Source organism: Cyanobium sp. NIVA-CYA 375, assembly GCF_056108345.1.
In genome coordinates, this window is the sequence record NZ_JBSYHW010000022.1 from 1 (window position 1) to 21,306 (window position 21,306).

At 66.2% G+C, this 21,306-nt stretch carries 27 protein-coding genes and 1 tRNA gene; 9 read left to right on the plus strand and 19 right to left on the minus strand.

The genetic code is table 11. The annotated features are described in order from the left end of the window. Window positions 1-48: 48 nt before the first annotated feature. From AC01FP_RS07630 to gluQRS, 8 genes are all read right to left on the minus strand, one after another. Complete coding sequence (locus tag AC01FP_RS07630) at window positions 49-477, minus strand: DUF6929 family protein (protein WP_474479294.1); 429 nt, start codon at window positions 475-477, stop codon at window positions 49-51. Between the two features lie 96 nt (window positions 478-573). Continuing rightward, window positions 574-1,149: an NADH-quinone oxidoreductase subunit B family protein gene (locus tag AC01FP_RS07635; protein WP_474479295.1), complete on the minus strand. Its 576-nt coding sequence runs from the start codon at window positions 1,147-1,149 to the stop codon at window positions 574-576. Between the two features lie 15 nt (window positions 1,150-1,164). Beyond that, window positions 1,165-1,896, minus strand: a complete 732-nt coding sequence (hoxU, locus tag AC01FP_RS07640; protein WP_474479296.1) for a bidirectional hydrogenase complex protein HoxU — start codon at window positions 1,894-1,896, stop codon at window positions 1,165-1,167. Beyond that, a complete protein-coding gene (locus tag AC01FP_RS07645; protein ID WP_474479297.1) occupies window positions 1,893-3,377 on the minus strand; it encodes a NuoF family protein in 1,485 nt (494 codons plus the stop codon). Before AC01FP_RS07645 ends, hoxU begins: the two co-directional genes overlap by 4 nt. Beyond that, window positions 3,374-3,763 (minus strand): NADH-quinone oxidoreductase subunit NuoE family protein, encoded by a 390-nt coding sequence (locus AC01FP_RS07650; RefSeq protein WP_474479298.1) that lies wholly within the window; start codon window positions 3,761-3,763, stop codon window positions 3,374-3,376. The genes AC01FP_RS07645 and AC01FP_RS07650 overlap by 4 nt, the downstream gene beginning before the upstream one ends. Further along, window positions 3,747-4,013 (minus strand): hypothetical protein, encoded by a 267-nt coding sequence (locus tag AC01FP_RS07655; RefSeq protein WP_474479299.1) that lies wholly within the window; start codon window positions 4,011-4,013, stop codon window positions 3,747-3,749. The genes AC01FP_RS07650 and AC01FP_RS07655 overlap by 17 nt, the downstream gene beginning before the upstream one ends. Window positions 4,014-4,153: 140 nt before the next feature. Next, entirely contained in the window at window positions 4,154-4,309 is a 156-nt protein-coding gene (locus AC01FP_RS07660) for a hypothetical protein (RefSeq protein ID WP_474479300.1), read from the minus strand. 155 nt (window positions 4,310-4,464) lie between these two features. Beyond that, window positions 4,465-5,379, minus strand: a complete 915-nt coding sequence (gene gluQRS, locus AC01FP_RS07665; protein WP_474479341.1) for a tRNA glutamyl-Q(34) synthetase GluQRS — start codon at window positions 5,377-5,379, stop codon at window positions 4,465-4,467. Between gluQRS and AC01FP_RS07670 the strand changes: the two genes are divergently transcribed. After that, complete coding sequence (locus AC01FP_RS07670) at window positions 5,278-5,505, plus strand: hypothetical protein (protein WP_474479301.1); 228 nt, start codon at window positions 5,278-5,280, stop codon at window positions 5,503-5,505. The genes gluQRS and AC01FP_RS07670 overlap by 102 nt on opposite strands. Here AC01FP_RS07670 and AC01FP_RS07675 read toward each other — a convergent pair whose 3' ends face one another. Together AC01FP_RS07675 and AC01FP_RS07680 are read right to left on the minus strand one after the other, a co-directional pair. Then, window positions 5,506-5,781, minus strand: a complete 276-nt coding sequence (locus AC01FP_RS07675) for an HU family DNA-binding protein (RefSeq protein WP_006911342.1) — start codon at window positions 5,779-5,781, stop codon at window positions 5,506-5,508. Window positions 5,782-5,973: 192 nt separating this feature from the next. Then, window positions 5,974-6,645 carry an MBL fold metallo-hydrolase gene (locus AC01FP_RS07680; protein WP_474479342.1) on the minus strand — a complete coding sequence of 224 codons (672 nt, stop codon included), beginning with the start codon at window positions 6,643-6,645 and terminating at the stop codon, window positions 5,974-5,976. 197 nt (window positions 6,646-6,842) lie between these two features. Between AC01FP_RS07680 and AC01FP_RS07685 the strand changes: the two genes are divergently transcribed. Beyond that, the gene (locus tag AC01FP_RS07685) at window positions 6,843-8,909 is read left to right on the plus strand and encodes a glycogen debranching protein (RefSeq protein ID WP_474479343.1); all 2,067 of its coding nucleotides are present in this window, start codon (window positions 6,843-6,845) and stop codon (window positions 8,907-8,909) included. A gap of 2 nt (window positions 8,910-8,911) precedes the next feature. Here AC01FP_RS07685 and AC01FP_RS07690 read toward each other — a convergent pair. Then, window positions 8,912-8,982 (minus strand) — tRNA-Gly (locus AC01FP_RS07690). Window positions 8,983-9,080: 98 nt separating this feature from the next. On the opposite strand from AC01FP_RS07690, the gene AC01FP_RS07695 reads away from it, so the two are divergent. Genes AC01FP_RS07695 through plsY form a run of 5 tightly spaced genes read left to right on the plus strand, consistent with a single transcriptional unit; the run spans window position 9,081 to window position 13,200 of the window. Beyond that, window positions 9,081-10,445, plus strand: a complete 1,365-nt coding sequence (locus AC01FP_RS07695) for an MFS transporter (protein ID WP_474479302.1) — start codon at window positions 9,081-9,083, stop codon at window positions 10,443-10,445. Between the two features lie 14 nt (window positions 10,446-10,459). Next, window positions 10,460-11,206 (plus strand): MlaE family ABC transporter permease, encoded by a 747-nt coding sequence (locus AC01FP_RS07700; RefSeq protein WP_474479344.1) that lies wholly within the window; start codon window positions 10,460-10,462, stop codon window positions 11,204-11,206. Next, window positions 11,206-11,640 carry a DUF3119 family protein gene (locus tag AC01FP_RS07705; protein ID WP_474479303.1) on the plus strand — a complete coding sequence of 145 codons (435 nt, stop codon included), beginning with the start codon at window positions 11,206-11,208 and terminating at the stop codon, window positions 11,638-11,640. The genes AC01FP_RS07700 and AC01FP_RS07705 overlap by 1 nt, the downstream gene beginning before the upstream one ends. Next, the gene (locus tag AC01FP_RS07710) at window positions 11,633-12,550 is read left to right on the plus strand and encodes a DUF3086 domain-containing protein (RefSeq protein WP_474479305.1); all 918 of its coding nucleotides are present in this window, start codon (window positions 11,633-11,635) and stop codon (window positions 12,548-12,550) included. The genes AC01FP_RS07705 and AC01FP_RS07710 overlap by 8 nt, the downstream gene beginning before the upstream one ends. 11 nt (window positions 12,551-12,561) lie before the next feature. Continuing rightward, window positions 12,562-13,200 (plus strand): glycerol-3-phosphate 1-O-acyltransferase PlsY, encoded by a 639-nt coding sequence (gene plsY / locus AC01FP_RS07715; protein WP_474479307.1) that lies wholly within the window; start codon window positions 12,562-12,564, stop codon window positions 13,198-13,200. Window positions 13,201-13,220: 20 nt separating this feature from the next. On the opposite strand, the gene proC is transcribed toward plsY, so the two are convergent. From proC to AC01FP_RS07750, 7 genes are all read right to left on the minus strand, one after another. After that, window positions 13,221-14,012 carry a pyrroline-5-carboxylate reductase gene (gene proC, locus AC01FP_RS07720; protein WP_474479308.1) on the minus strand — a complete coding sequence of 264 codons (792 nt, stop codon included), beginning with the start codon at window positions 14,010-14,012 and terminating at the stop codon, window positions 13,221-13,223. Between the two features lie 7 nt (window positions 14,013-14,019). Further along, window positions 14,020-14,571: a cell division protein SepF gene (locus AC01FP_RS07725; RefSeq protein ID WP_474479309.1), complete on the minus strand. Its 552-nt coding sequence runs from the start codon at window positions 14,569-14,571 to the stop codon at window positions 14,020-14,022. Window positions 14,572-14,674: 103 nt separating this feature from the next. Further along, window positions 14,675-15,304, minus strand: a complete 630-nt coding sequence (locus tag AC01FP_RS07730) for a YggS family pyridoxal phosphate-dependent enzyme (protein WP_474479311.1) — start codon at window positions 15,302-15,304, stop codon at window positions 14,675-14,677. 4 nt (window positions 15,305-15,308) lie between these two features. After that, entirely contained in the window at window positions 15,309-15,575 is a 267-nt protein-coding gene (locus tag AC01FP_RS07735) for a PipX family protein (protein ID WP_106502177.1), read from the minus strand. A gap of 51 nt (window positions 15,576-15,626) precedes the next feature. Beyond that, window positions 15,627-16,565: an energy-coupling factor transporter transmembrane component T family protein gene (locus tag AC01FP_RS07740; protein WP_474479312.1), complete on the minus strand. Its 939-nt coding sequence runs from the start codon at window positions 16,563-16,565 to the stop codon at window positions 15,627-15,629. Between the two features lie 13 nt (window positions 16,566-16,578). Beyond that, a complete protein-coding gene (gene der / locus AC01FP_RS07745; RefSeq protein ID WP_474479313.1) occupies window positions 16,579-17,943 on the minus strand; it encodes a ribosome biogenesis GTPase Der in 1,365 nt (454 codons plus the stop codon). 105 nt (window positions 17,944-18,048) lie between these two features. Next, complete coding sequence (locus AC01FP_RS07750) at window positions 18,049-18,528, minus strand: DUF1823 family protein (protein WP_474479314.1); 480 nt, start codon at window positions 18,526-18,528, stop codon at window positions 18,049-18,051. 28 nt (window positions 18,529-18,556) lie between these two features. On the opposite strand from AC01FP_RS07750, the gene dusB reads away from it, so the two are divergent. Beyond that, window positions 18,557-19,582: a tRNA dihydrouridine synthase DusB gene (gene dusB / locus AC01FP_RS07755; RefSeq protein ID WP_474479316.1), complete on the plus strand. Its 1,026-nt coding sequence runs from the start codon at window positions 18,557-18,559 to the stop codon at window positions 19,580-19,582. On the opposite strand, the gene cobI is transcribed toward dusB, so the two are convergent. Next, entirely contained in the window at window positions 19,555-20,319 is a 765-nt protein-coding gene (cobI, locus tag AC01FP_RS07760; RefSeq protein ID WP_474479317.1) for a precorrin-2 C(20)-methyltransferase, read from the minus strand. The two genes, dusB and cobI, sit on opposite strands and share 28 nt — an antisense overlap. Window positions 20,320-20,374: 55 nt before the next feature. Between cobI and AC01FP_RS07765 the strand changes: the two genes are divergently transcribed. After that, complete coding sequence (locus tag AC01FP_RS07765) at window positions 20,375-20,947, plus strand: 1,2-dihydroxy-3-keto-5-methylthiopentene dioxygenase (protein ID WP_474479318.1); 573 nt, start codon at window positions 20,375-20,377, stop codon at window positions 20,945-20,947. Window positions 20,948-21,306 lie beyond the last annotated feature (359 nt).

Here is a 21,306-nt window from a genome sequence, read left to right on the forward strand (position 1 = left end):
GAGCTGCGCATCAATCATGAAGTGGTGACTGCCTATGTCATGTCAAGGTCAGGCCGGCACGCCCCGTGAACGGTTACCCCTGTTCTTACGGATCAGGTACCCCCTCTCCCGCAAACCGGCCTCACTACCAGATCCAAGCACCACCTGATGATCAAATCCATTGAGCCGAATCGCCGCCGATGATTCCAAATCAGGCTTGAACTGCTTGGCAATTCGTCCGGCTGGGTCCAGCGAGAAGGTTCCCAGTAGATGTCTGTCCTTAATGGAGAGACTGTTATCCAATTCGTAAGCCCAAGGGCTATCGTCACCGAAAACCCAGAAGCGCCCGCCCTGGGCAGTCACCGCGGATCCCGAAGGCAGATTCAGGAGACGCTTGGGTGTGGATATCTCAAGCGCAAACCTCGCTTCAGAAGTCTGGGCTTTACCTCCTGAAGTCAGCGCGAGCATCGCCAGAACACCCACCAGGAGAATTTTCATTCCAGCAATTCCATATAAAGACCAGTCCCAATCAAACTAATCCTGTTCCATCCTTGGAGCAGGACCGGTCGCCTTGAAGCGGAAACCTGCCAGCTCTCAGCCGAAGCTCAACATGGCCTGACCTTGCGGTGGCGGCTCGCCGCGCAGCAGGGCCTCCAGAAACGCCCGGATCCGCTCAGCCGAAGGCGGGCAGCCGGGTAGGAAGTGATCCACCGGGATCAGCTCATGCAGGGGCAGCACCCGCTCCAGCAACTCCGGCACGATGCCCGGGGCATGGGGATGCTGGGCGCCGGTGTCGGCCAGCTCCACATAACCGCGCTCCAGCACGCTCTGGCGGCTGCCGCCCTCGGCGCCGGCCCAGAGGTTGCGCATGCCCGGCACGTTGGCGCTGACGGCGCAGTCGCCGAAGGACACCACCACCTTGCTGCGGGCCCGCAGCTGCAGGGCGAGTTCAAGGTTGTCGGCGTTAGCCACCGCCCCCTCCACCAGGCACAGATCCACCCCCTCGGGAAACACCTTGATGTCACTGGCCACCGGCGAGTAGACGATCTCCACCCGCTCGGCGAGCTCAAAGAGCCATTCGTCCAGATCGAGGAACGACATGTGGCAGCCGCTGCAGCCCGCCAGCCACACCGTGGCGAATCGCAGCTTGGGGGGTGGGGCCAGGGTCATTGGTTGCGCCAACGGTTATTGGTTGTGCCAGCGGCGGTCAGTGCGCGCTTCAGCCAGCTGCTGGGCCCGCTCGGGGTGGGGCTGCTTCTCGGCGGTGGCGTCCTGCTTACGGAACAGGGCGCCGGTGGGGCAGGCATCCACGCACTTGCCGCAGGAGGTGCAGGCTTCCACCTCGCCCCAGGGCTGGTCGAGGCCGGCAATGATCGAGCAGGAGCTGCCCCGATAGCCCACATCCCATACATGCGCCCCTTCGATTTCATCGCACATCCGCACGCAACGGGTGCAAAGGATGCAGCGGTGGTGATCCAGCCCAAACAGGGCATGGGAAGCATCGACCTGGCGCTGGGGGTACTGGTACGGGAAACGGGAGTGGTCCATGCCCACCTCCACCGCCACGTCCTGCAGCTCGCAGGAGCCATTGGCCACGCAGAAGGCGCACACATGATTGCCCTCGGCGAAGAACAGCTCCACCGCCATGCGCCGGTAGCCCTCCAGCTCAGGCGTGTGGGTATGCACCACCATCCCTTCAGCCACGGTGGTGACACAGGCCGGTTCGAGTTTGGGGTGGCCCTCAAGGGCCACTAAACAAAGCCGGCAAGCCCCCACGGGGCTGAGGCCATCGAGGTGGCAGAGGGTGGGCACCTGTAGTCCGGCGCTGCGGATCGCCTGGAGCAGCGTTGCATCGGCCGCCACCGTGCAGGGTTGACCATTGATCTGCAGGCTGACGCTGGGTGGCACTTGGGTCATGGCCCAGCCCCGGCGATGGCCGCCTCATATTCAGCGCGAAAAAAGCGCAAGGTGCTCAGTACCGGATTGGGAGCCGACTGGCCCAGCCCGCAGAGGCTGGTGGCTTTAACCATGCCGCAAAGCTGCTCGAGCTGCACAAGATCCGCGCCGGTGGCGCGCCGCTCCACGAAGCGATCGAGCAGCTGCTCCAGCTGCACCGTGCCGGCCCGGCAGGGGAGGCACTTGCCGCAGCTCTCGGCCACGCAGAAGCCCATGAAATAGCGGGCCAGCTCAGGCATCGCCAGCGACTCGTCGATCACCACCATGCCGCCCGAACCCATGATTGATCCCAGCGCCTGCAGTCCCTCGTAGTCGACCGGCGTGTCGAGCAGTGGCGCCGGCACGCACCCGCCCGAGGGGCCGCCGGTTTGCACCGCCTTCACCACGCCGAGGCTGCCGTTGGGGTTAGCAGGCACCCCTCCCCCCATCGTTTCAACGATGGTGCGCAGGGTGGTGCCCATCTCCACCTCGATCAAGCCGGTGTGGGTGATGGCACCAGAGAGGGCAAACACCTTGGTGCCCTTGCTGGTGGCGGTGCCCATGGCGCCATACCACTCGCCGCCCTGCCGCAGGATCGCCGGCACGGCGGCAAAGGTTTCAACGTTGTTGATCAAGGTGGGCAGACCCCACAACCCCGACACCGCCGGATAGGGCGGCCGCGGCCGCGGCGTACCCCGCCCACCCTCGATCGAATGCAGCAGGGCCGTTTCCTCGCCACACACGTAGGCCCCGGCACCGATGCGCAGCTGCATGGCAAACCCCGCCAGCAAGCCCCTGGCCTCAGCAGCGGCGATGGCGCCGCGCAACCGCTCAATGGCCAAGGGGTATTCGGCCCGCACGTAAATAAAACCCTCGCTGGCCCCCACGGCATGGGCTGCGATCGCCATGCCCTCCAGCAGCCGGTGGGGATCGCCCTCCAGCACGGCCCGGTCCATGAAGGCACCCGGGTCGCCCTCATCGGCGTTGCACACCACCACCTTGCTGCTACCCGGCTGAGCCGCCACCAACTGCCATTTGCGGCCGGTTGGATAGCCGGCCCCGCCGCGGCCCCGCAGCCCGCTGCGCACCAGCTCCTCCACCACCGCCGCTGGTGCCAGCTGGCGGCTGGCGGCGAGGGCGGCGTAGGCCCCTTGGGCAAGGGCGTCGTCAATGCAGCCCGGATCCACCAGGCCACAGCGCTCCAGCACCACGGATCGCTGCAGGGCGAAGAAGGGATGCTGCGGATCCAGCTGGCGCTCAGCGGCCACGCCGCCAAACAACTCGACGCGACCATCGTCGTGGTCGGCGGCGGCAAGGGGACCTTGACCACACAGCCGCAGGCAGCCCACCGACTTCACCCGCTCCGCCCCGTGCTGGGCCACCAAGCTCTGCCGCAGGGCCGCGGCCCCCGCCGCCCGGCAGGAGGTGGCATCACAACAGCGCCAGGTGATGGCCGCCTTCATGGTTCTGGCAGCGCAGCGGGGTCGCCGCGACCAACAGCGCCAGCGAGCACCAGCACAGGCGCCTGGCCGCAGGCCCCCACACAACTGGCGGTCTCGAAGGCCACCCCCCGCCGCCGCAGGCCCGCCTCCAGCCGCTCCGCCCCCCGCACAAAGCAGGCGGTGCCGCGACACACCACACAGCGCTGCACTGGCGGGGGAACAAGCCGAAACAGGTGATAAAAACTGGCCACCCCCATCACATCGCTAAGGGGTCGCTGCATGGCAACCGCCAGCTGCCGCAGCTCAGCTCGCGGCAGGTAGCCATGCCGCTGCTGCACTGCATGCAGGCGTTCAATCAGCGAGGCGTCCAGGGCATGGCAGCCCGGGCGCTCAGGTGTCGTTGCCACCGAGGTCGTCCTCAAAGCCCTGATCGGGATCGAACTCGCTCCAGCCGGGGCTGGCGTCGTTGAAGAGTCCATAGCGGGCCGCCTCGTCATCCATCTGGGTATTGCCGGTGGGACGGGTGTCGCAGCTGATGCCGCCATCCGCGCTGGGCTGGCAGTTGTCAAACTCCACCCCGGCCCGGCCTGGCTGCCCCAGGAGCAAGCAGAAGCACATACCGCCTACTACCAGGGCTGGGCGAAGTACCAGCACCATGGGGATCGGCAACCAGAACGGCTTACTGGGATGATGGCTCCGGTTTGGCCTCTGAGCGATGTACACGGATTGGACTGCCGTGATTTTGCTGCTGTTAACTGCGGCGCCCCTGGCCGTGGTAGTGGCTACCGCAGCCTTTTTCATCTGGCGGAAGAAGAAGCTGAAAGGCTGACCTGAAGCCCTGCCCGCCCTTGAAGAATGGCGGCGACGGTGGTACCACCCATGGCCTGCTGCATCTTGCCCTGCCCTAAGCAATCAAGGCAGGTGCGATAGCGCTGATCGTCCAGACGCAGCATGCCGCTGCCTCCGCATTGCTGACAGCGGCAGGAATTTGCGTGGCTTGACCGCTGCAGGGGCCCATCGGAGTAGGTCATCGAAATGTCCCCATTCGGGGACTAAAGGCATTCAGCCAGTGTGATCTGCTTTTGCCCACCTGATCCCGAAAGCTTTCTTAAGCCTGGACGCCCCTGAGGGCCTGGTCCAACCTCTCTGGGCTGAGTTGCTGCAGTAGTTCAGCTGCTGAAAGGCGGCTGCCCGCTGGCACCAAAGCCACGCTGGCGGCCAGTTGGCCCACCACTGCCGCTGCGTCCATGCCGAGCTGGTGGTAGCCCGCGAGCCCCTCGGCGCCCTCTCGCTTGCTGAGCCGCTGTCCCCCGCCATCGCGCCAGATCTGCACATGGCCATAGCGGGGCGGGGCCGCGCCCAGGGCCGCCATCACGGCCACCTGGGCGCCAGTGGCTCCCCAGAGGTCGTCACCGCGCACCACATCACTGATCCCCATAGCCAGCTCATCCAACGCCGTAGCCAGGTGATAAGCGAGGTAGCCATCAGCCCGGCGCAGCACCACATCACCAACGGCCGCTGGCCCATCGAGCTCCCCAGGGGCGCCATAGCTCTCCAGCCAATGCAGGTCGCCCGGCTGCAGCCGCAAACGCCAGCTGGGTAGCCGCCCCTGCACCGGCCCCCAGCCGCCACCGGCAGCCCGGCAAGTGCCCGGATACACGGCAGTAGTGCCGTGGGGCGCAGAGATATGGGCCAGCAGGCGGCGACTGCAGCGGCAGGGATAGAGCAAGCCATGGCGCCGCAGGGCTGACAGGGCCGTGGCGTAGAGCCCGCGCCGCTCGCTCTGGCGCAGCACCGGTCCGTCCCAATCAAGGCCAAGCCAGGCCAGATCGGCCAGGATCGAACTCTCAGCGCCAGCTCGATTGCGGGGCGTGTCGAGGTCGTCAAGGCGCAACAACCAAGCGCCCCCCCGCAGCCGGGCGTGCAACCAACTCAGCAGGGCCGTGCGCAGGTTGCCGCGGTGCAGAGCGCCGGTGGGGGATGGGGCGAAACGGCCGCGATACCCCCGCTGACGCTGGGCCAGTCCGACCTCAACCAGGGCCTGCAGGGGGGATGGCAGCGGCGCAGCAGCCAGGAGAAGGAGAAATCACTAGGTGTTCACTTTGGCGTGATCCCCGCCGCTGTGGCAGGGATCACCCCTAGAACCTGATCAGCCCTGGACGCGGTCTTTGAACATCTTGCCGGCGGTGAAGGCAGGCACCCGCTTAGCGGGGATCTTGATCTTCTCGCCTGTCTTGGGGTTCAGACCCTGGCGAGCGGAGCGCTCACGGGGCTCGAAGGAGCCGAAGCCCAGGATTGATACCTTTTTACCCTCCACCACTGAGTCGATGATGGTTTCGATGGCGGCGTCGACAACCTGGGAGACGTCGGTCTTAGTGAGCTCGGTGCGGGCGGCAACGAGGTTGACTAGATCAGCTTTGTTCATGGGACGAGGAAGACTCGGGGGTAGCGGTCGGGTTGCGACGAAAAGTGGCGAGTCGGAAAACCCCGACCGGCCCTGAGATGAGCGCGCTAATGGTATGGGGCTTTGGACAGTACTGCAACACAGAAGTGCTCCGCTGCAACGGTTTTCGTGGCAATTTCCCCACACGGGAGAGCCAGGAAGGCGCCAACCGGCTCAAACGACGAGCCGCGCGAGCAGCTCCGCGCCACCGCTGACAAGCTTGCCGCCGCGCAGGGCACCAAGCCCGCCACCACTGGCGATCCAGTCGGGAGAGCCGGCCGGCAACCAGCTGCGCAACCGCTCCAGACTGGCCAGCTGACGGGGCCAATGGAAAGTGCGCGTCGTACGCAACGGCGCCAGCTCTCCCGGTCCGGTTGGTAACAGCAAGCGCCCACAGAACAGACCATCGAGTGCCCCGGCACGCACCAAAAGCACACAGGAACCCGGTGCTGGCCCTGGGGTCCAAAGCAATTGGGCCCCGGGCGCTAGGTCCAGCTGTTCGCCAAATGTCGTGCACTCCCGCACACCCGGCAGCAGGTATGCCTCCTGCTCCTGCACCAGCACCGACCAACCCAGGGCCTCCTGCAGCCGCCTGCAGCGGCCATGACCCTCGCGGCTTGTGAGCACGATTCGGCCTGGCCCCACCAGCTCAGTGCGCTGGCGCAGCATCGCCAGATTTGCCTCGGTGAATCCCGGACAATCCACCAGCAGATCGCCGCAACCGCCGTAGGCCGCCGCCGCCAGCAGCCAGCTGCTGCCCCCCTGGCTATCGCGACTGGGGGCGAAAAGCCACAGACCTGGGCGCACCTGCTGGGGCGGCCGGCCGGATTCGGGGGGGTGGGTCAGCTGGGTCAACTGAATAAGGGTGGCGCGGGCAAGTAGACAGAAAAATGCAGAGGGCGAATGCGGGCGGAGACGGGCACCGCAGGCCGAGCCTGCTGCCCCAGCCTGAAGTCGCGTAGCTTTGGAGCAGCAGGCTCGGCCTCTTGACGGTCCAATTCAACAGTCTCGAGTCAGTTCCGCACCTGAACCACCATCAGGGGATTCATATCGGACACCCCTGGCCGCTGGGGTCAAGCCTCACCAAGCGGGGCGTCAATTTCTCGGTGGTCGCCCCCTTGGCCACCCGGCTCGAGCTGCTGCTATTCGCCGACGGCGAGGCGAGCGAACCAGAGCGGGTCGTGGAACTGGACCAGCGGCACCGATCCGCCGACCACTGGCATGTGGAGGTAGAGGGCCTGGGTTTGGGCTGCTGTTACGGCTACCGGGTTTTTGGGCCGCTGCGGCCTGGCGGCCATGGCTTCAACCCATCCAAGGTGCTGCTCGACCCCTGTGCCCGCGCGATCGCCGGCTGGCGTAACTACCAGCGTGGCTGTGCCGTCGGGGCGGCTCCCAACACTGGCCACTGCCTCAAGGGGGTGGTGACCGAGCGCGACCACTTTGACTTCAGCCACGCCCCTCGGCCGCGCCACAGCTGGAATAAGAGCGTTATTTACGAGCTGCACGTTGGCGGCTTCACCCAGGGGCAGGGCTGTCCAGTGCCAGCGGAGCAGCAGGGCAGCCTGTTGGGGCTAATTCCCACCATCCCCTATCTGAAGGATCTGGGCATCACCACCATCGAGCTGCTGCCGGTGATGGCTTTTGATCCCAACGACGCCCCGGCCGGCCGCCACAACTACTGGGGATACAGCCCACTGAGTTGGATGGCACCCCATCCCGATTATCTAGTGGGCGATGACCCCCTCAGCGGCCGCGACCAGGTGCGCCAACTGGTGAGCGCCTGCCACAGAGCAGGCATCGAAGTGTTGCTCGACGTGGTCTACAACCACACCACTGAGGGCAATCAGGATGGCCCCACCCTCAGCTGGCGCGGCTTCTGCGACCACCTTTATTACCAGCAGAACGCCAAGGGTGATTACCAAGATGTGAGCGGCTGTGGCAACACCATCGCCGCCAACCGGCCGCTGGTGCGGCGGCTGATCCTGGAATCGCTGCGCTGCTGGGCTACAGAACTGGGAATTGATGGCTTCCGCTTTGACCTTGGCATCGCCCTCAGCCGCGGCGACAACCTGGCCCCGCTTGAATCGCCGCCCCTATTTGAGGACATGGAGGCCGATCCCGACCTCAGCGATCTCAAGCTGATCAGCGAACCCTGGGATTGCGGCGGCCTCTACCGACTCGCCGACTTCCCAGCCCGCCGGGTGGCCACCTGGAATGGCCGCTTCCGCGACGACCTGCGTCGCTTCTGGAAGGGTGATGAAAAAACCTGCTGGACCATGGCCCAGCGCCTCAGCGGCAGCCCAGACCTTTTCACCACCACACCGGTGCATCCTGGCCAGTGCATCACCTTCCTGACCGCCCATGACGGCTTCTCCCTCGCCGATCTGGTGAGCTTCAACGGCAAGCACAACCTGGCTAACGGCGAAGACAACCGCGACGGCGACAATCACAACAACACCTGGAACCACGGTGTGGAGGGCCCCAGCTCCGATTCCGCCATCACGGCCCTGCGCGAGCGCCAGCTGCGCAACCTGCTTACCAGCTTGTTGCTGGCACCGGGAGTGCCGATGCTGTTGATGGGCGATGAGGTGCGCCGCAGTCAGGGTGGCAACAACAACACCTGGTGCCAGAACAACCCCCTCGGCTGGATGCACTGGCAACCAGATAGGGGCGACTTAGCCCTACGACTCTTTTTGCAACGCCTTCTGCGGTTGCGATCCCACCTGACCGGGCTGTTCAACCCCGAGCTGCCCCTCGATGACAAACCCCAGCGGCGCAGCGGCGATCGGGGCCATCTCTGGCGCCAGTGGCACGGAGTTGAATTAGACAGCCCCGACTGGGCGAGCTGGTCCCACACCCTGGCTTGGAGCCTCAACGACAGCCACCAAGGCCCACTGGTGTGGTGCGGCATGAACGCCTATTGCAAGGCTATGCACTTCGAACTGCCCAGCAGCAGCCAAGGCTGGCTGCGGGTGATTGACACGGCGCTGCCCCCCGGCGATGACCTGCCTTCCCAGCCTGAGCCGTGGCTACCCACCGGCGCCCCGCTGCAGAGCCGCACCCTGATGCTGCTGGTGGCGGCCCCGCTGCTGGAAGGCCGAGAGCTTTAAAAAGCGGGCGGCGGGAATCGAACCCGCATCATCAGCTTGGAAGGCTGAGGTTTTACCACTAAACTACGCCCGCGGCAGTACATGCGTACGAGTCACATGCCCTGATGCTGTTACCGAAGCAACCCAGCTCAGACATTATGGCCTGCCCACCCCAAGCCCCAAGCGGCCCCGATGATTACAGCTGAAGAACCAAGCTTGGGGCAGGCTGCCCGGCGTCGCCTGCTGTGGAGCTATGGCCTCGGCGACATCGGCACCGGCATGGCTGCCACCCAGCTGGGCTTTTACCTATTTGTTTTTTACACCGGTGTGGCCGGGCTGCCGGCCTGGATGGCGGGCCTAGTGCTGATGGTGCTGAAGGTGTGGGATGGCATCAACGACCCCCTAGTTGGCTGGCTCAGCGACCACACCAAGCACCCCTGGGGCCCGCGGCTGCCCTGGATGGCCGGCAGCGCCCTTCCCCTAGGCCTGGCGCTGGTGGCGATGTGGTGGGTGCCGCCGGGGGGGGACTGGCAGAAGTTCGCAATTTTGGTGGCAATTCAGCTGGTGGCCATGGGGCTGTACACCTGCGTCAACCTGCCCTACTCGGCCCTGGCCTCCGAGCTCACCAGCTCCACCCAGCTGCGCACCCAGCTGAATGCCAGCCGCTTCAGCGGATCGATCCTGGCTGGATTAGCCGGCTTGGTGCTGGGGGCCCTGCTTGTAAGTCAGGGCGCGGAGGGTTATCTGCGCATGGGCCGGGTGTCCGGAATTGTCCTCACGGTGTTCACCCTGCTGTGCTGCTGGGGCCTAGCTCCCTTCGTCCGCAACTGCCAGCGGCCTACGGGCCAACCGGAACCGATCCGGCGCCAGCTGCAGCGCATAGCCGCCAACCCTCGCTTTCTCAAGGTGGTGGGGCTTTACTTGCTGCTCTGGTGTGCCCTGCAGCTGATGCAGCCGGTGTCGCTGATTTTCCTGGCCGTGGTGATGCAGCTGCCGGAGAGCTGGAGCACCTGGATCCTGATTCCCTTCCAGCTCAGTGCCCTGGCGGGGCTGCAGCTGTGGAGCCGGGTGGCAGGGCGCCACGGCCGCGTCTGTGCCCTGCGCTGGGGCACCGCGTTCTGGATTGCCGGCTGCTTGGGGGCAAGCCTGCTGGTGCCGCTCGATGGCAGCACCGCCCCTCTGGGAAGCTTCAGCAATGGCATCGCCCTGGGCCTACTCGTGCTCACGATCATGGTCACGGGCCTGGGGGCCTCCACCGCCTACCTGATTCCCTGGGCCCTATTGCCCGATGCGATCGATGCCGACCCCGACAAACCGGCCGGGCTCTACACCGCCTGGATGGTGATTACCCAGAAACTGGGCATCGGTGTGGCCGTGTTTGCCCTTGGTAATGGGCTGAGCCTCAGCGGCTACCAGGCCGCCCAGGGACTGGCCCAGCCGACTACTGCCCTCACCACCATCCGCCTATGCATGGGCCTGATTCCGGCCGTGCTGATCGGCGCTGGCCTGCTAGTGATGCGACGCTGGCCAGAGAAAGGCCTGCACCGCCAGCCATGAAGCGCCCCGCCTGGCTGACAACACCGCGCTGGCTCAGGCGCCTAGGCGCCAGCTTTCTAATTGGGGGCCAGGCGGTGAGCGCCATCGCCAAGGGGCGCATCGGCTTCAACGATCTGATGCAAGAGCTGATGGAAGCCGGCCCCGGCAGCTTCCTGATCGTGCTGATCACGGCCTTGGCTGCGGGCACCGTGTTCAACATCCAGGTGGCAGCGGAACTCTCCAAACAGGGCGCCAGCGCCACGGTGGGCGGTCTATTGGCCCTGGGGCTGTCACGGGAAATCGCGCCCCTGCTCACCGCCACCCTGCTCACCGGCAAGGTGGCCACGGCCTATGCGGCCCAGATCGGCACCATGAAGGTGACTGAGCAGATCGACGCGATCACGATGCTGCGCACCGACCCCGTGGAGTACCTGGTGGTGCCCCGGGTAGTAGCCATGGTGATCATGGCGCCGGTGCAATGCCTGCTGTTCTTCTGGGTGGGGATCTGGTCTGGCCAGGTGAGCAGCACGATGCTTTACAGCATCCCGCCAGCGGTGTTCTGGAACTCGGTACGTACCTGGATGGAGCCCGACGACCTGCCCTCGATGCTGCTCAAAGCCCTGGTATTCGGGCTGCAGATCGCCGTGCTGGCTTGCGGCTGGGGACTCACCACCCGGGGTGGTCCCAAGGAGGTGGGCACCAGCACCACCGGCGCCGTGGTCATGATCCTGATCACGGTCGCCCTGATGGACGCCCTGCTCACCTCGCTGCTATTCACCTGATGACCTCCCCTGCCCCCGGCACTAGCGGCGTAGTGCTCGAGCCCGCCTACGGCGTAGCCCTAGGCGTGATTGGCCTGGGACTGGCAGCCTTGGCCCTAAGGCCGCTTTGGGCTGAGGCCATCTGGCTCAGCCTGGTCATAACGGTGTTCGGTTTGTTTCTGCTGCTGCAAACCCGCCTGCTGCGGCTGGAATTTGGCGGTGATGCCCTGCTGGTGTGGCGTCAGCAGACCCTGCTGCGCCGCTTCCCCTACCAGGAATGGCTGAGCTGGACAATCTTTTGGCCGGGGCTGCCAGTGCTGTTTTATTTCCGTGAACAGGGCAGCATCCACTTCCTGCCCGTGCTCTTTGATGCAATCAGCCTGCGCCAGCAGCTGGAGCAGCACCTGAGCCAGCTCCCCCCCGCAGCACCTCCCGATTCCCCAAGCGATGTCTGACGACCCCAGCCAGGCTTCCCCCAACCCTGTCAGCCCCGAGCCCCCCTCACCAGCCCCCTGGCAGGAGCTGGCCCTTACGGAGCTGCTGCAGCAGCGCACAGCCCTGCTCGAGGAGATCCGCCAGCTGGAAGCTCGCCGCGGCCAGATCCAGAAGGAGATCGAAGCGAGCTTTGCTGGCCAGGCCGATGGGATAGCCAGGCGGATCAAGGGCTTCCAGGACTACCTGGTAGGGGCCCTGCAGGATCTCGCTGTAGCCGCTGAACAGGTGGAGCTGGTGCCCCAGCAGGTGCTGGTGCAGCCCTCCCCCCTCGACCAGATCAGTGGCACCACCTTGGTCAGCGAACCCGCAGCGGCGGTGGCGGCAGCGGCGGGTTTGTTCAACCTTGACGAAAGCCTGATCCGCGAACGGCTGGCCAGCTTTGGCGGCCAGCCCGACTTCTACGCCGATCCCTGGCAGCTACGTCGCACGCTGGAGCCCAGTGGAGCCGCCCTGCTGGACGACTGGTTCCTGGGCCAGGGCGGACGAGGCGCCCAGCCCAGCTGCGGCAGCCGCAGCCGCAATGCCCTAGTGGCTGCAGCCGCTATTGCCATCCTGGGCGAGCTCTATGGCGAGCGCTTCCAAACCCTGGTGCTGGCCAGCCAACCGGAGCGCCTGGGGGAGTGGCGCCGCGGCCTGCAGGACTGCCTGGGCCTTTCCCGCGAGGATTTCGGCCCCAGCAGCGGCATCGTGCTGTTTGAGCGGGCCGATGCCCTAGTGGAGCGGGCCGACCGCCTCGAAGAGCGGGGCGAGCTGCCCTTCATCGTGGTGGATGCGGGCGAGCCGGTGCTTGAGATCCCGATCCTGCAGTTTCCGCTCTGGCTGGTCTTCGCGGCCGGCCCCGGCGAACTCATGGCCGACGAAACCTACTGACCCCTGCAACCGTGACCCTGCCAACAGCTGTGACCCTGCTCACCCTGGCCATGCTGATCGCCGGCTACCTGCTCGGCTCAATCCCCAGCGGTTACCTGGCGGGGCGCTGGCTGGCTGGCCTCGACATCCGCCGCGAGGGTTCCGGCTCCACCGGTGCCACCAACGTGCTGCGCGTGGTCGGCAAGGGGCCGGCCTTGGCGGTGTTCTTGGTGGATGTGCTCAAAGGAGCCGCCGCCGTGCTGCTGGCCAAGACCCTGCTCGACCCCTTTGGCGTTGGCGTAGTGCTGGCTGGCCTGGCGGCTCTGGCTGGCCACATTTGGCCGGTGTGGCTTGGCTGGAAGGGTGGCAAGGCGGTGGCTACTGGTCTGGGCATGCTGCTGGGGCTCACCTGGCCGGTGGGGCTGGCCTGCTTCGGCATCTTCTTGGCCGTGCTCAGCCTCAGCCGCATCGTGTCCCTATCAAGTGTCGTGGCGGCGCTGGCCCTGCCGCTGCTGATGCTGGGCTGGTTTGCTGACCAGGGGCTAGGGCTGCGCTGGCCATACCTGGCCCTGGCCCTGCTCACCACCGTGCTGGTGCTGTGGCGCCACCGCAGCAACATCAAACGGCTGCTAGCCGGCACCGAACCCCGCCTCGGTACCCCTAAGGACTGATCGAGACTCCAAGCTCACGCTCAGGCCAGCTCGCGGCTGCGCTGGGCAGCAGCCAGCACGGCCTCGATCAGGGCCGAGCGCAGGCCAGCTTTTTCCAGCTGACGCAGGCCGGCGATGGTGGTGCCAGCTGGGGAGCTCACCATGTCCTTGAGCTGGCCGGGATGGAGATCGCGCTCCTGCAGAAGGGCGGCGCTGCCGGCCAGGGTGCGGTGGGCCAGTCGCTGGGCAAGCAGCCGCGGCAAACCGGCAGCCACAGCGCCATCTGCCAGGGCCTCCGCCACCACCGCCACAAAGGCCGGCCCCGAGGAGGTGAGCGCCAAAAAGGCATCGAGCTGGGCTTCAGGCAGCTCGTGCACTTCACCCACCTGGGCGAAGAGCTGCTGCACCCAGAGGCGCTGGTCTGGCAGCACGTCGGCGCCAAAGGCCAGGCCCGTGAGGCCCGCCCGCACCAGGGCCGGGGTATTGGGCACAGCGCGCACGCACTGCCAGCCAGGAAACAGACGCTGCAGCCGCGCCAGGGTGACACCGGCGAGCACGGAGATCAGCAACCCGCCGGCACCGCCAACCGCCGCCTGGGCCACGGCCTCCAGCTGCTGGGGCTTGACCGCCAGCAACACCACCGGCGCGGCCCAGGCTGCAGCTGCATCAGTAGCCACGGCCAAACCGTGGGTTTGGGCCAGGCAGGCGGCCGAGGCTTCGCTGGCAACAACGGCCCGCACACCCTCGCGCTGCACCAGGCCTGCTTCCAGCAGGGGAAACAGCAAAGCCTGGGCCATACGGCCCAGGCCCACTACGCCGAAGGTTGGCGTCACAGCCGGCCTAAATGGCAGCGTCCTGGCGGCCCCAGGCCGGGCTCGGGGCCGCGTCCTGCTTGGGCTCGTTGATTTCCCGGCTCACGCTCGAGGATGAAGAGGCCTCGTCGCTGGCGGCGGTGGTCACCGTGACGCAGCTAGGGGCAAAAAGAAAGATGCTTTCGCCCACCCGCTCTTGGTGGCCGTCAATGGCGAAGGTGCCGCCAGCTACGAAATCGACGGCGCGCTGGGCCTGATCCGGCTCCATCATCGTGAGATTGAGGATCACCGTCTTGCGTTCGCGCAGGGCCTGGATGGCGCGGGGCATCTCATCGAAGCTGCGCGGCTCCATCAGGGTCACCTCAGCGGCGGCCGTGGATAGGCCGGGCATACCGATCACGTTGGTACCGGCAAAGGGGTCGTCAGCGCCGAAATCGGAGCTCAGGGCTAGGGCGCTTGAGCGGCTGGTGTAGCTCGGCTCAGGCTGCTCGCCGCCGTCGTAATCGAGCTCGTCGTCGTAGTCGCCGTCGAGGTAGTCGTCTCCTGAGACAACGGCACGCAGACGGGAGAACAACGACACGAACTGAACCTCACAAGATGCTTTCCACCTAGATAGCGTCCCACACCAAACGCGGCAAGACTTTTAAGCGGAGATTGGCACCTGGTAGGCGATTTAATTGGGATCAACGCTGCCCAAACAGGCCGCTACCAATGCGCACCCAGGTACTTCCAGCCGCTGCCGCTTCAGGCCAGTCGCCACTCATGCCCATCGAGCGCTCCGGCAGCTCCAGCTGGGTTGCTAGTGCGTCGCACTCACCAAACAGGACCCGGCGCTCGGCTTCGCCCAGGCCCAGGGGGGCCAGGGTCATCAAGCCCAGGGGCCGCAGGGGGGCTAGGCCGGCCAGCTCTGGCCAGTGCTGGCAGAGCTCAGGGGGTTCAAAGCCGGTCTTAGCGGGATCGGGGCGAAATTTCACTTGAAAAAACACCGCCGGCTGGCGCTGCTCCTCGGCGGCGATCCGTGCCAGGCGTCTGGCCAGCTCAAGGCTGTCGAGGGAGTGGATCGTGCCGAAGTGGCGCACCACACCCCGCGCCTTATTGGCCTGCAGCCGGCCGATGAAATGCCAGTCGAGCGGACCCAGATCGGCCAGCTCGTCCTGTTTGGCCACCGCCTCCTGCAGGCGACTTTCACCGAAGCTGCGCTGGCCGGCGGCCACCGCTTCGCGGATCCGAGCTGCGGGCTGGCCCTTACTCACCGCCAACAACCGGCAGCCGGGCGGCAGCTCGGCTTGAAGGGCGGCCAGTCGCCCGGCCAAGGATTCAGATGAAGGTCTGGTCAAACAACTGACGCCAGTGGGCGTGGGCCTCGGGACCGTCGCGGCGGGAGCGCACCAGATTTTGCTCAGCAAAGTGGCGAGCATCCATCAGCGGCACCACCTCAAAGGTGGCGCCGCGGGGCTGCAAGGTGACGACGAAAAAAATGCGCTGGGCGTAGAGGGTGGCGAACAGATCCCGGCCTTCGGAAACCGCCGCCACCCGATAGAGCATCCCGAAGGTGGGATGGTTGAGGTAGCGCTCCGGACTCACAAATGCGCTGCTCGTCAATGCGCTGCTCACCAATGCCGTCGAACTTGGCCATTAAAGGTCACCGACTTTCCAACGCAGCAGAAGCATCAGCAGCAGCAGCAGCAAGACCGCCGCGGTGGCGTTGAGCAGGCCCAGGCCCCGCCCCGCAACTGCTGGTCGCAGCAGCTGGTCGGGCGGCAGCCAGGCGCCGCCGCGGGCCAGCAGCGCCTCAGCTCCCTGCTCGGCGCGCAGCAACACGTTGGCTAGCAACCGCTCACCAAGGGCCAGCACCAAGGCCAAGCCCCCCTTCCAGCCCAGTCGCTTGAAATTCACCGCCCGAGTTGCAATAGAACGCAACAGGTTTTGCAACTCCTCCTGCACCAATGGCAAAAAGCGCAGGGCCAGCAGCAGGGTGAAACCAAGCCGCTCCACCGGCAGGCCGAGCCGGGCCAGGGGCGCCAGCAACCAGCTGATCGCCCACACCAACTGTTCGGGGGAGGTGCTGAGCAGTAGCAGGTTGGCGCTGTGCACGAGGGTGAATAGCAGCGTGGCGCCGTTGAGGCCCAGCTCAGCTGATCGGCGGGTCACCAATAGGGGGCCCTGGCGCAGCAGCACCCAGGGGGTGCCTGAGCGCTCTGGCGGCGGGCTGCCAGGGGGGCCGGGCTGCAGCCGCAGCTCCGCCGGCGGCCGCTGCAGTGCTGCCTGAGCTGCTGTGCCCGCCGGCAACAGGGCGGCCAGGGCGCCCACAGACAGGGCAAGGGCCAGTAGCAGCGGCACGCTGCGGCGCCATAGCCGCCAACTGAGCCCGCTAGCGGCGGTGATCACGAGCAGCAAGCCCACCAGGCTGAGGCGCCAAAGCGGCCCCGCCAGAATCGGGGTTACCAAAAAAATCAGGCTCCAGGCCAGCTTTAGGCGTGGATCAAGCTGGCGCAACCAGCTGCCGCCATGGGCCGACTCCGCCGGATCCGGAGCGGCAAATTGGCCGATGGGGATCTGGCGTAAAAAATCCACCTAAGCGCAGGCCCTAGCGCCCACGAGTCTGGCTGCGGGCCAGCTCCTTCTCGGCATCGCGCTGCTGCTTGCCCCGCCAGAAAAGCTTGATCGGCGTGCCCTCAAAGCCCAAGCCCTCGCGAATCTGACGCTCCACGTAACGGCGATAGGTCTCACCGAAAAGCCTCGGCTCATTGACAAACAAAGTGAAGCTGGGGGGGCGCACGGCCACCTGGGTGCCGTAATAGAGGCGCCCCTGGCGGCCTCCGCGGCTGGTGGGCGGCGAGCGCCAGCTGAGCGCCTCGGTGAGCACTTCATTCACCACCGAGGTGGTGACGCGGCGGCGATGCTGCTCCACCGCCAGCAGGGCCAGGGGGAAGATCGCCTGCACCCGCTGGCCGCTGAGGGCTGAGGTGAACAGCATCGGCGCCCAGTCTAGGAAATAGAGCTTGGCGCGGAGCTCCTTCTCCATTGCCGGCATGGTGTGGCTGTCTTTTTCAATGGCATCCCACTTATTGACCACCACCACGCAGGCGCGGCCGTCCTCTTCGATGCGGCCGGCCAGGCGCTGGTCTTGCTCGGTTACCCCATCGAGGGCATCAATCACCAGCACACACACATCGGAGCGCTCGATCGCCTTGAAGCTGCGGCTGATGCCGAAATATTCGGGGCCATAGCTCACCGAACGGCGGCGGCGGATGCCGGCCGTATCAAGCAGCTTCCAGGTTTTGCCCTCCCGCTCGATCGTGGTGTCGATCGTGTCTCGGGTGGTGCCCCGAATCGGGCTGACGATCGCCCGATTTTCACCGCACACCGCATTGAGCAGGCTGGATTTGCCGACGTTGGGACGGCCAATGATCGCTAGCTGAATCGGCTCTTCTCCCTCCTCTTCTTCGGTAGGGGGCAAGTGACTCACCACCTTGTCGAGCAGGTCGCCGGTGCCGGCACCGTGAATCGCCGAAATCGGGAAGGGCTCGCCCAGCCCCAGGCCCCAAAACTCGGCCGCCATGGCCAGGCCCGCATCGGGCGACTCGCACTTATTCACCGCGAGCATGGTGGGAACCCCCTGGCCCCGCAGCCACTCGGCAATCGACTGGTCGGCGGCGGTGCAACCCTGCTGACCATCAACAACCACCAGGGCCACGGCCGCCTCGGCCAGGGCCAGGTTTGCCTGCTCGCGGATCTCAGGCAGAAATTCGCTGTCGTCGTCAAACACCAGGCCGCCGGTGTCGACCACCCGGAAGGTGCGATCAGCCCAGTAGCCCTCCTGATAGGTGCGATCCCGCGTCACGCCGGGCGTGTCGTGCACGATCGCTTCGCGGCTGCGGCAGAGCCGGTTGACCAGGGTGGATTTGCCCACGTTGGGGCGGCCAATAATGGCAACGACCGGTAAGGCCAAGGGAGGTATTCCTACGTCTGTCCTTTATTGACCCTAACGTCCGCCCTGTCTTGACCAAAAAGTCTGCCCTGGCTTGAGCCAAAAGAGAGGCCCTAACCCGAGCCATTAGCTAATGGGCAGGTCGCCCGAATGGCCCAGCACCGGATCGGCCGGCTGGTCCAACAGTTGCGGCAGCGGCCCCACACCCGGCAGCGGTTCACCCCGCTCCGCCAGGTGGGCCAGCAGCCAGTTCACGGCGGTGGCGCGGCGGGTGCGGCGCGGGTAGAGCTCGCCGATCCTGTAGCCCGCAAAACCCAGCTGCTCCTTCAGCAGCTGCTTGTGCTCTCTTGCAATCGAGCGGGTGAGGGCCACCGAGGCGGGCCGCTCGGCGATGAACTGGGGTTCGATTGGGAAGGACTCCCGCCAGCCAGCGCTGGTGGCCGGGCCCGCGCTCCAGGTGCCGGAGCCATTCAGCTCGTATCCCAGGCGCGGCCAGATCAGCTCACACACGAAGCGATCGCTGGTGCGGTCGGCCAGCACCGCCTCCAGCAACTGGCGGCTCAAGGGGTAGGGGACGGCAGCGGGGGCGGCCTGAGCGGAAGCCATCGGCCTGAAGCATCACAATCGGATCACCATGATCACTGGTTCACCGATCACCGCTTCACCCCTGCAGCTCTCTGGCAACGGCACACCCCGCGCCCTGCGCTGCCGGGTGCTGCAGTCGCCTCTGGCGGGGGTGAGCGATCGCATCTTCCGGGAGCTGGTGCGGCGCTGGGCCCCCGACGCCCTGCTGTTCACCGAGATGGTGAACGCCACCAGTCTTGAGCTGGGCTTCGGGCTGCAGAAGGTGGAGGAGCTTGGCAGCGAGGCCGGCCCAATCGGCGTGCAGCTGTTTGATTACCGGCCCGCCGCCATGGCCGAGGCGGCCAAGCGGGCCGAGGCCGCCGGCGCCTTTCTGATCGACATCAATATGGGCTGCCCGGTAAAGAAGATCGCCAAGAAAGGCGGCGGCAGTGGCCTGATCCGCGATCCCGAGCTGGCGGCCCGCGTTGTGGAAAGCGTGGCCGCGGCCGTAACTCTCCCGGTGACGGTGAAAACGCGGCTGGGCTGGTGCGATGGCAGCGATGCGGTGAGCTGGTGCCAGCGGCTCGAAAATGCCGGTGCCCAGCTGCTCACCCTGCACGGCCGCAGCCGCGAGCAGGGCTTCAAGGGTCAGGCCGACTGGGCCGCCATCGCTGCGGTGAAGGCGGCGCTGAAGATCCCGGTGATCGCCAATGGCGATGTCAATAGCCCGGCCGCTGCCAGGCACTGCCTGGAGCAGACGGGCGCCGATGGGGTGATGGTGGGCCGGGGCAGCATGGGATCCCCCTGGCTAGTGGGCCAGATCGATGCGGAGCTCAGCGGCCGGCCCATCCCAGCCACCCCCGGCGCCCTCGAGCGCCTGGCCCTAGCGGCGGAGCAGCTGCAGGCCCTGGTGGCGGCCAAGGGCGACCACGGCCTGCTGATCGCCCGCAAGCACATGGGCTGGACCTGCCAGGGCTTCACCGGCGCCCCCCAGCTGCGCCATGCCCTTATGCGAGCGCCCACCCCCGGCGCAGCCCTGGAGCTCCTGCAGCGAGCGGAGGCGGCTGTTCAGGGCAGCACCTCTGGCCAGCTCTGACGAATAAGCAGTAGCGAAAAGTAGGGCTGTTCATCGGCGGGCACCTCGGCCGCCGGCGCCAGTAGCTGGTCGGGCCAGCCCACCCGCTGGGCAAACAGGGCCCCTGCCAGCAGGTTGCGCTGCGCCAGCAGGGGCCGCACCCAGGTCCAGCGGTGGCCGAGCTTGAGCAGGGCCAGCACCGTGGCCGCTGCCGCCGCTTCAGCCAGCAGCGCCTCGAGCTGGGCGGGATCGTCGGGGGTGGGGCGAATCAGCAGGGCGTCGTGCTGCAGAGCCAGCGGCCAGCGGCCAGCGGCGGCGGCGGCGGCCACCGCCGTGATGCCGGGAATCACTGCTACAGGACAGTTGGGGTGGCGCTCCGCCAGGGCTAGCAGGGCGTAGGAGGCGCTGGCATAGAGGGATGCGTCCCCCTCGCACAGCAACACCACAGCCTGGCCAGCAGCCACTTCTGCGGCCAGGGCAGCGGCGGCGGCATGCCAGGCCTGGCGGCGCGGCTCCGCCTCGCTCACCATCGGAAATAGCAGCGGTAAGCGCCGTTGCTCGGGACCCATCCAGGGGGCGGCGATCTGGGCCGCCATTCCCTCCGCCTCGAGCCGGGCCACCGGGTAGGCGACCACCGCCGCGGCCCCAATTGCCCGCACCGCCGCCACGGTGAGCAGCTGCGGATCACCGGGGCCAACCCCTACCAGGGTGAGGCCTGCCACCGGCGCCAGGGCTCCCGGAAATTCAGCCGAAAACACAATGGGCCTGCTGCAGCAGCCTTTCTAAGCTGGGAATAGCCCGTGATCTGGCCCGATGACTCTTCTGCAGGTATTTGGCACCGGCCCAACTGAATCAGCCTCCCCCAGCCTTACCAGCAGTGACGCGGCCGAAATCGCCGCCACGCTGGCGCCACTGGGCATCGGCTTTGAGCGCTGGCAAGTCCAGGCCAGCCTCCCCACGGACGCCGAGCCGGCTGGGATCCTGGCCGCCTACGCCACCGAAATCGCGCGAGTGCAGGCCGGTGGGTCGTACCCCACGGTGGATGCGATTCGCCTCACGCCAAACCATCCAGACCGCCAAGCCCTGCGCCAGAAGTTTCTGGCCGAGCACACCCACAGCGAAGATGAGGTGCGCTTCTTCGTAGAGGGACGCGGCCTCTTCTGCCTGCATGTTAGCGAAGCGGTGCTGCAGCTTTTATGCGAAGCAGGCGATTGGATTTCCGTACCAGCCGGCACGAAGCACTGGTTTGACATGGGTCCAGAACCCCATTTCTGCGCCCTGCGCTTCTTCGACAACCCCGCAGGCTGGGTTGCTGAGTTCAGCGGCGACCAAATCGCCGACCGCTACCCCCGCCTCGACGAACTATCCGCACCTCGACGAACTTGAAAATTTGATTGGGCTTAAAAGCCCCCAGCGAAGCTACTTTTTGGCTCCCCGGGGCTACTCAGACCCGATCACTGCAGGGGCTCAGTGATGCACGCAAAGCCACCGATCTGGTCTGCCCCGAGAGCTGAGGGGAGTGATCCCGATTGGGTTACCACGCAGGCCTTCTCATGGTGCGGGGCAGCATCCGCCCGTCGGCTTCAGTTCTCCGCCGGCAGTGATGGCTTGCTCCTCTGACTCAGCGAGGAGTGCTGGGGTTACGGCCCCCGTTCATCGCACTTCAACGGGGTCCAAGCAGGCCACCACGCTGCTGGGCAGAGACGATTTCGATTGCCTGGGGCGGTTGACCTCCTCCTGAAGGG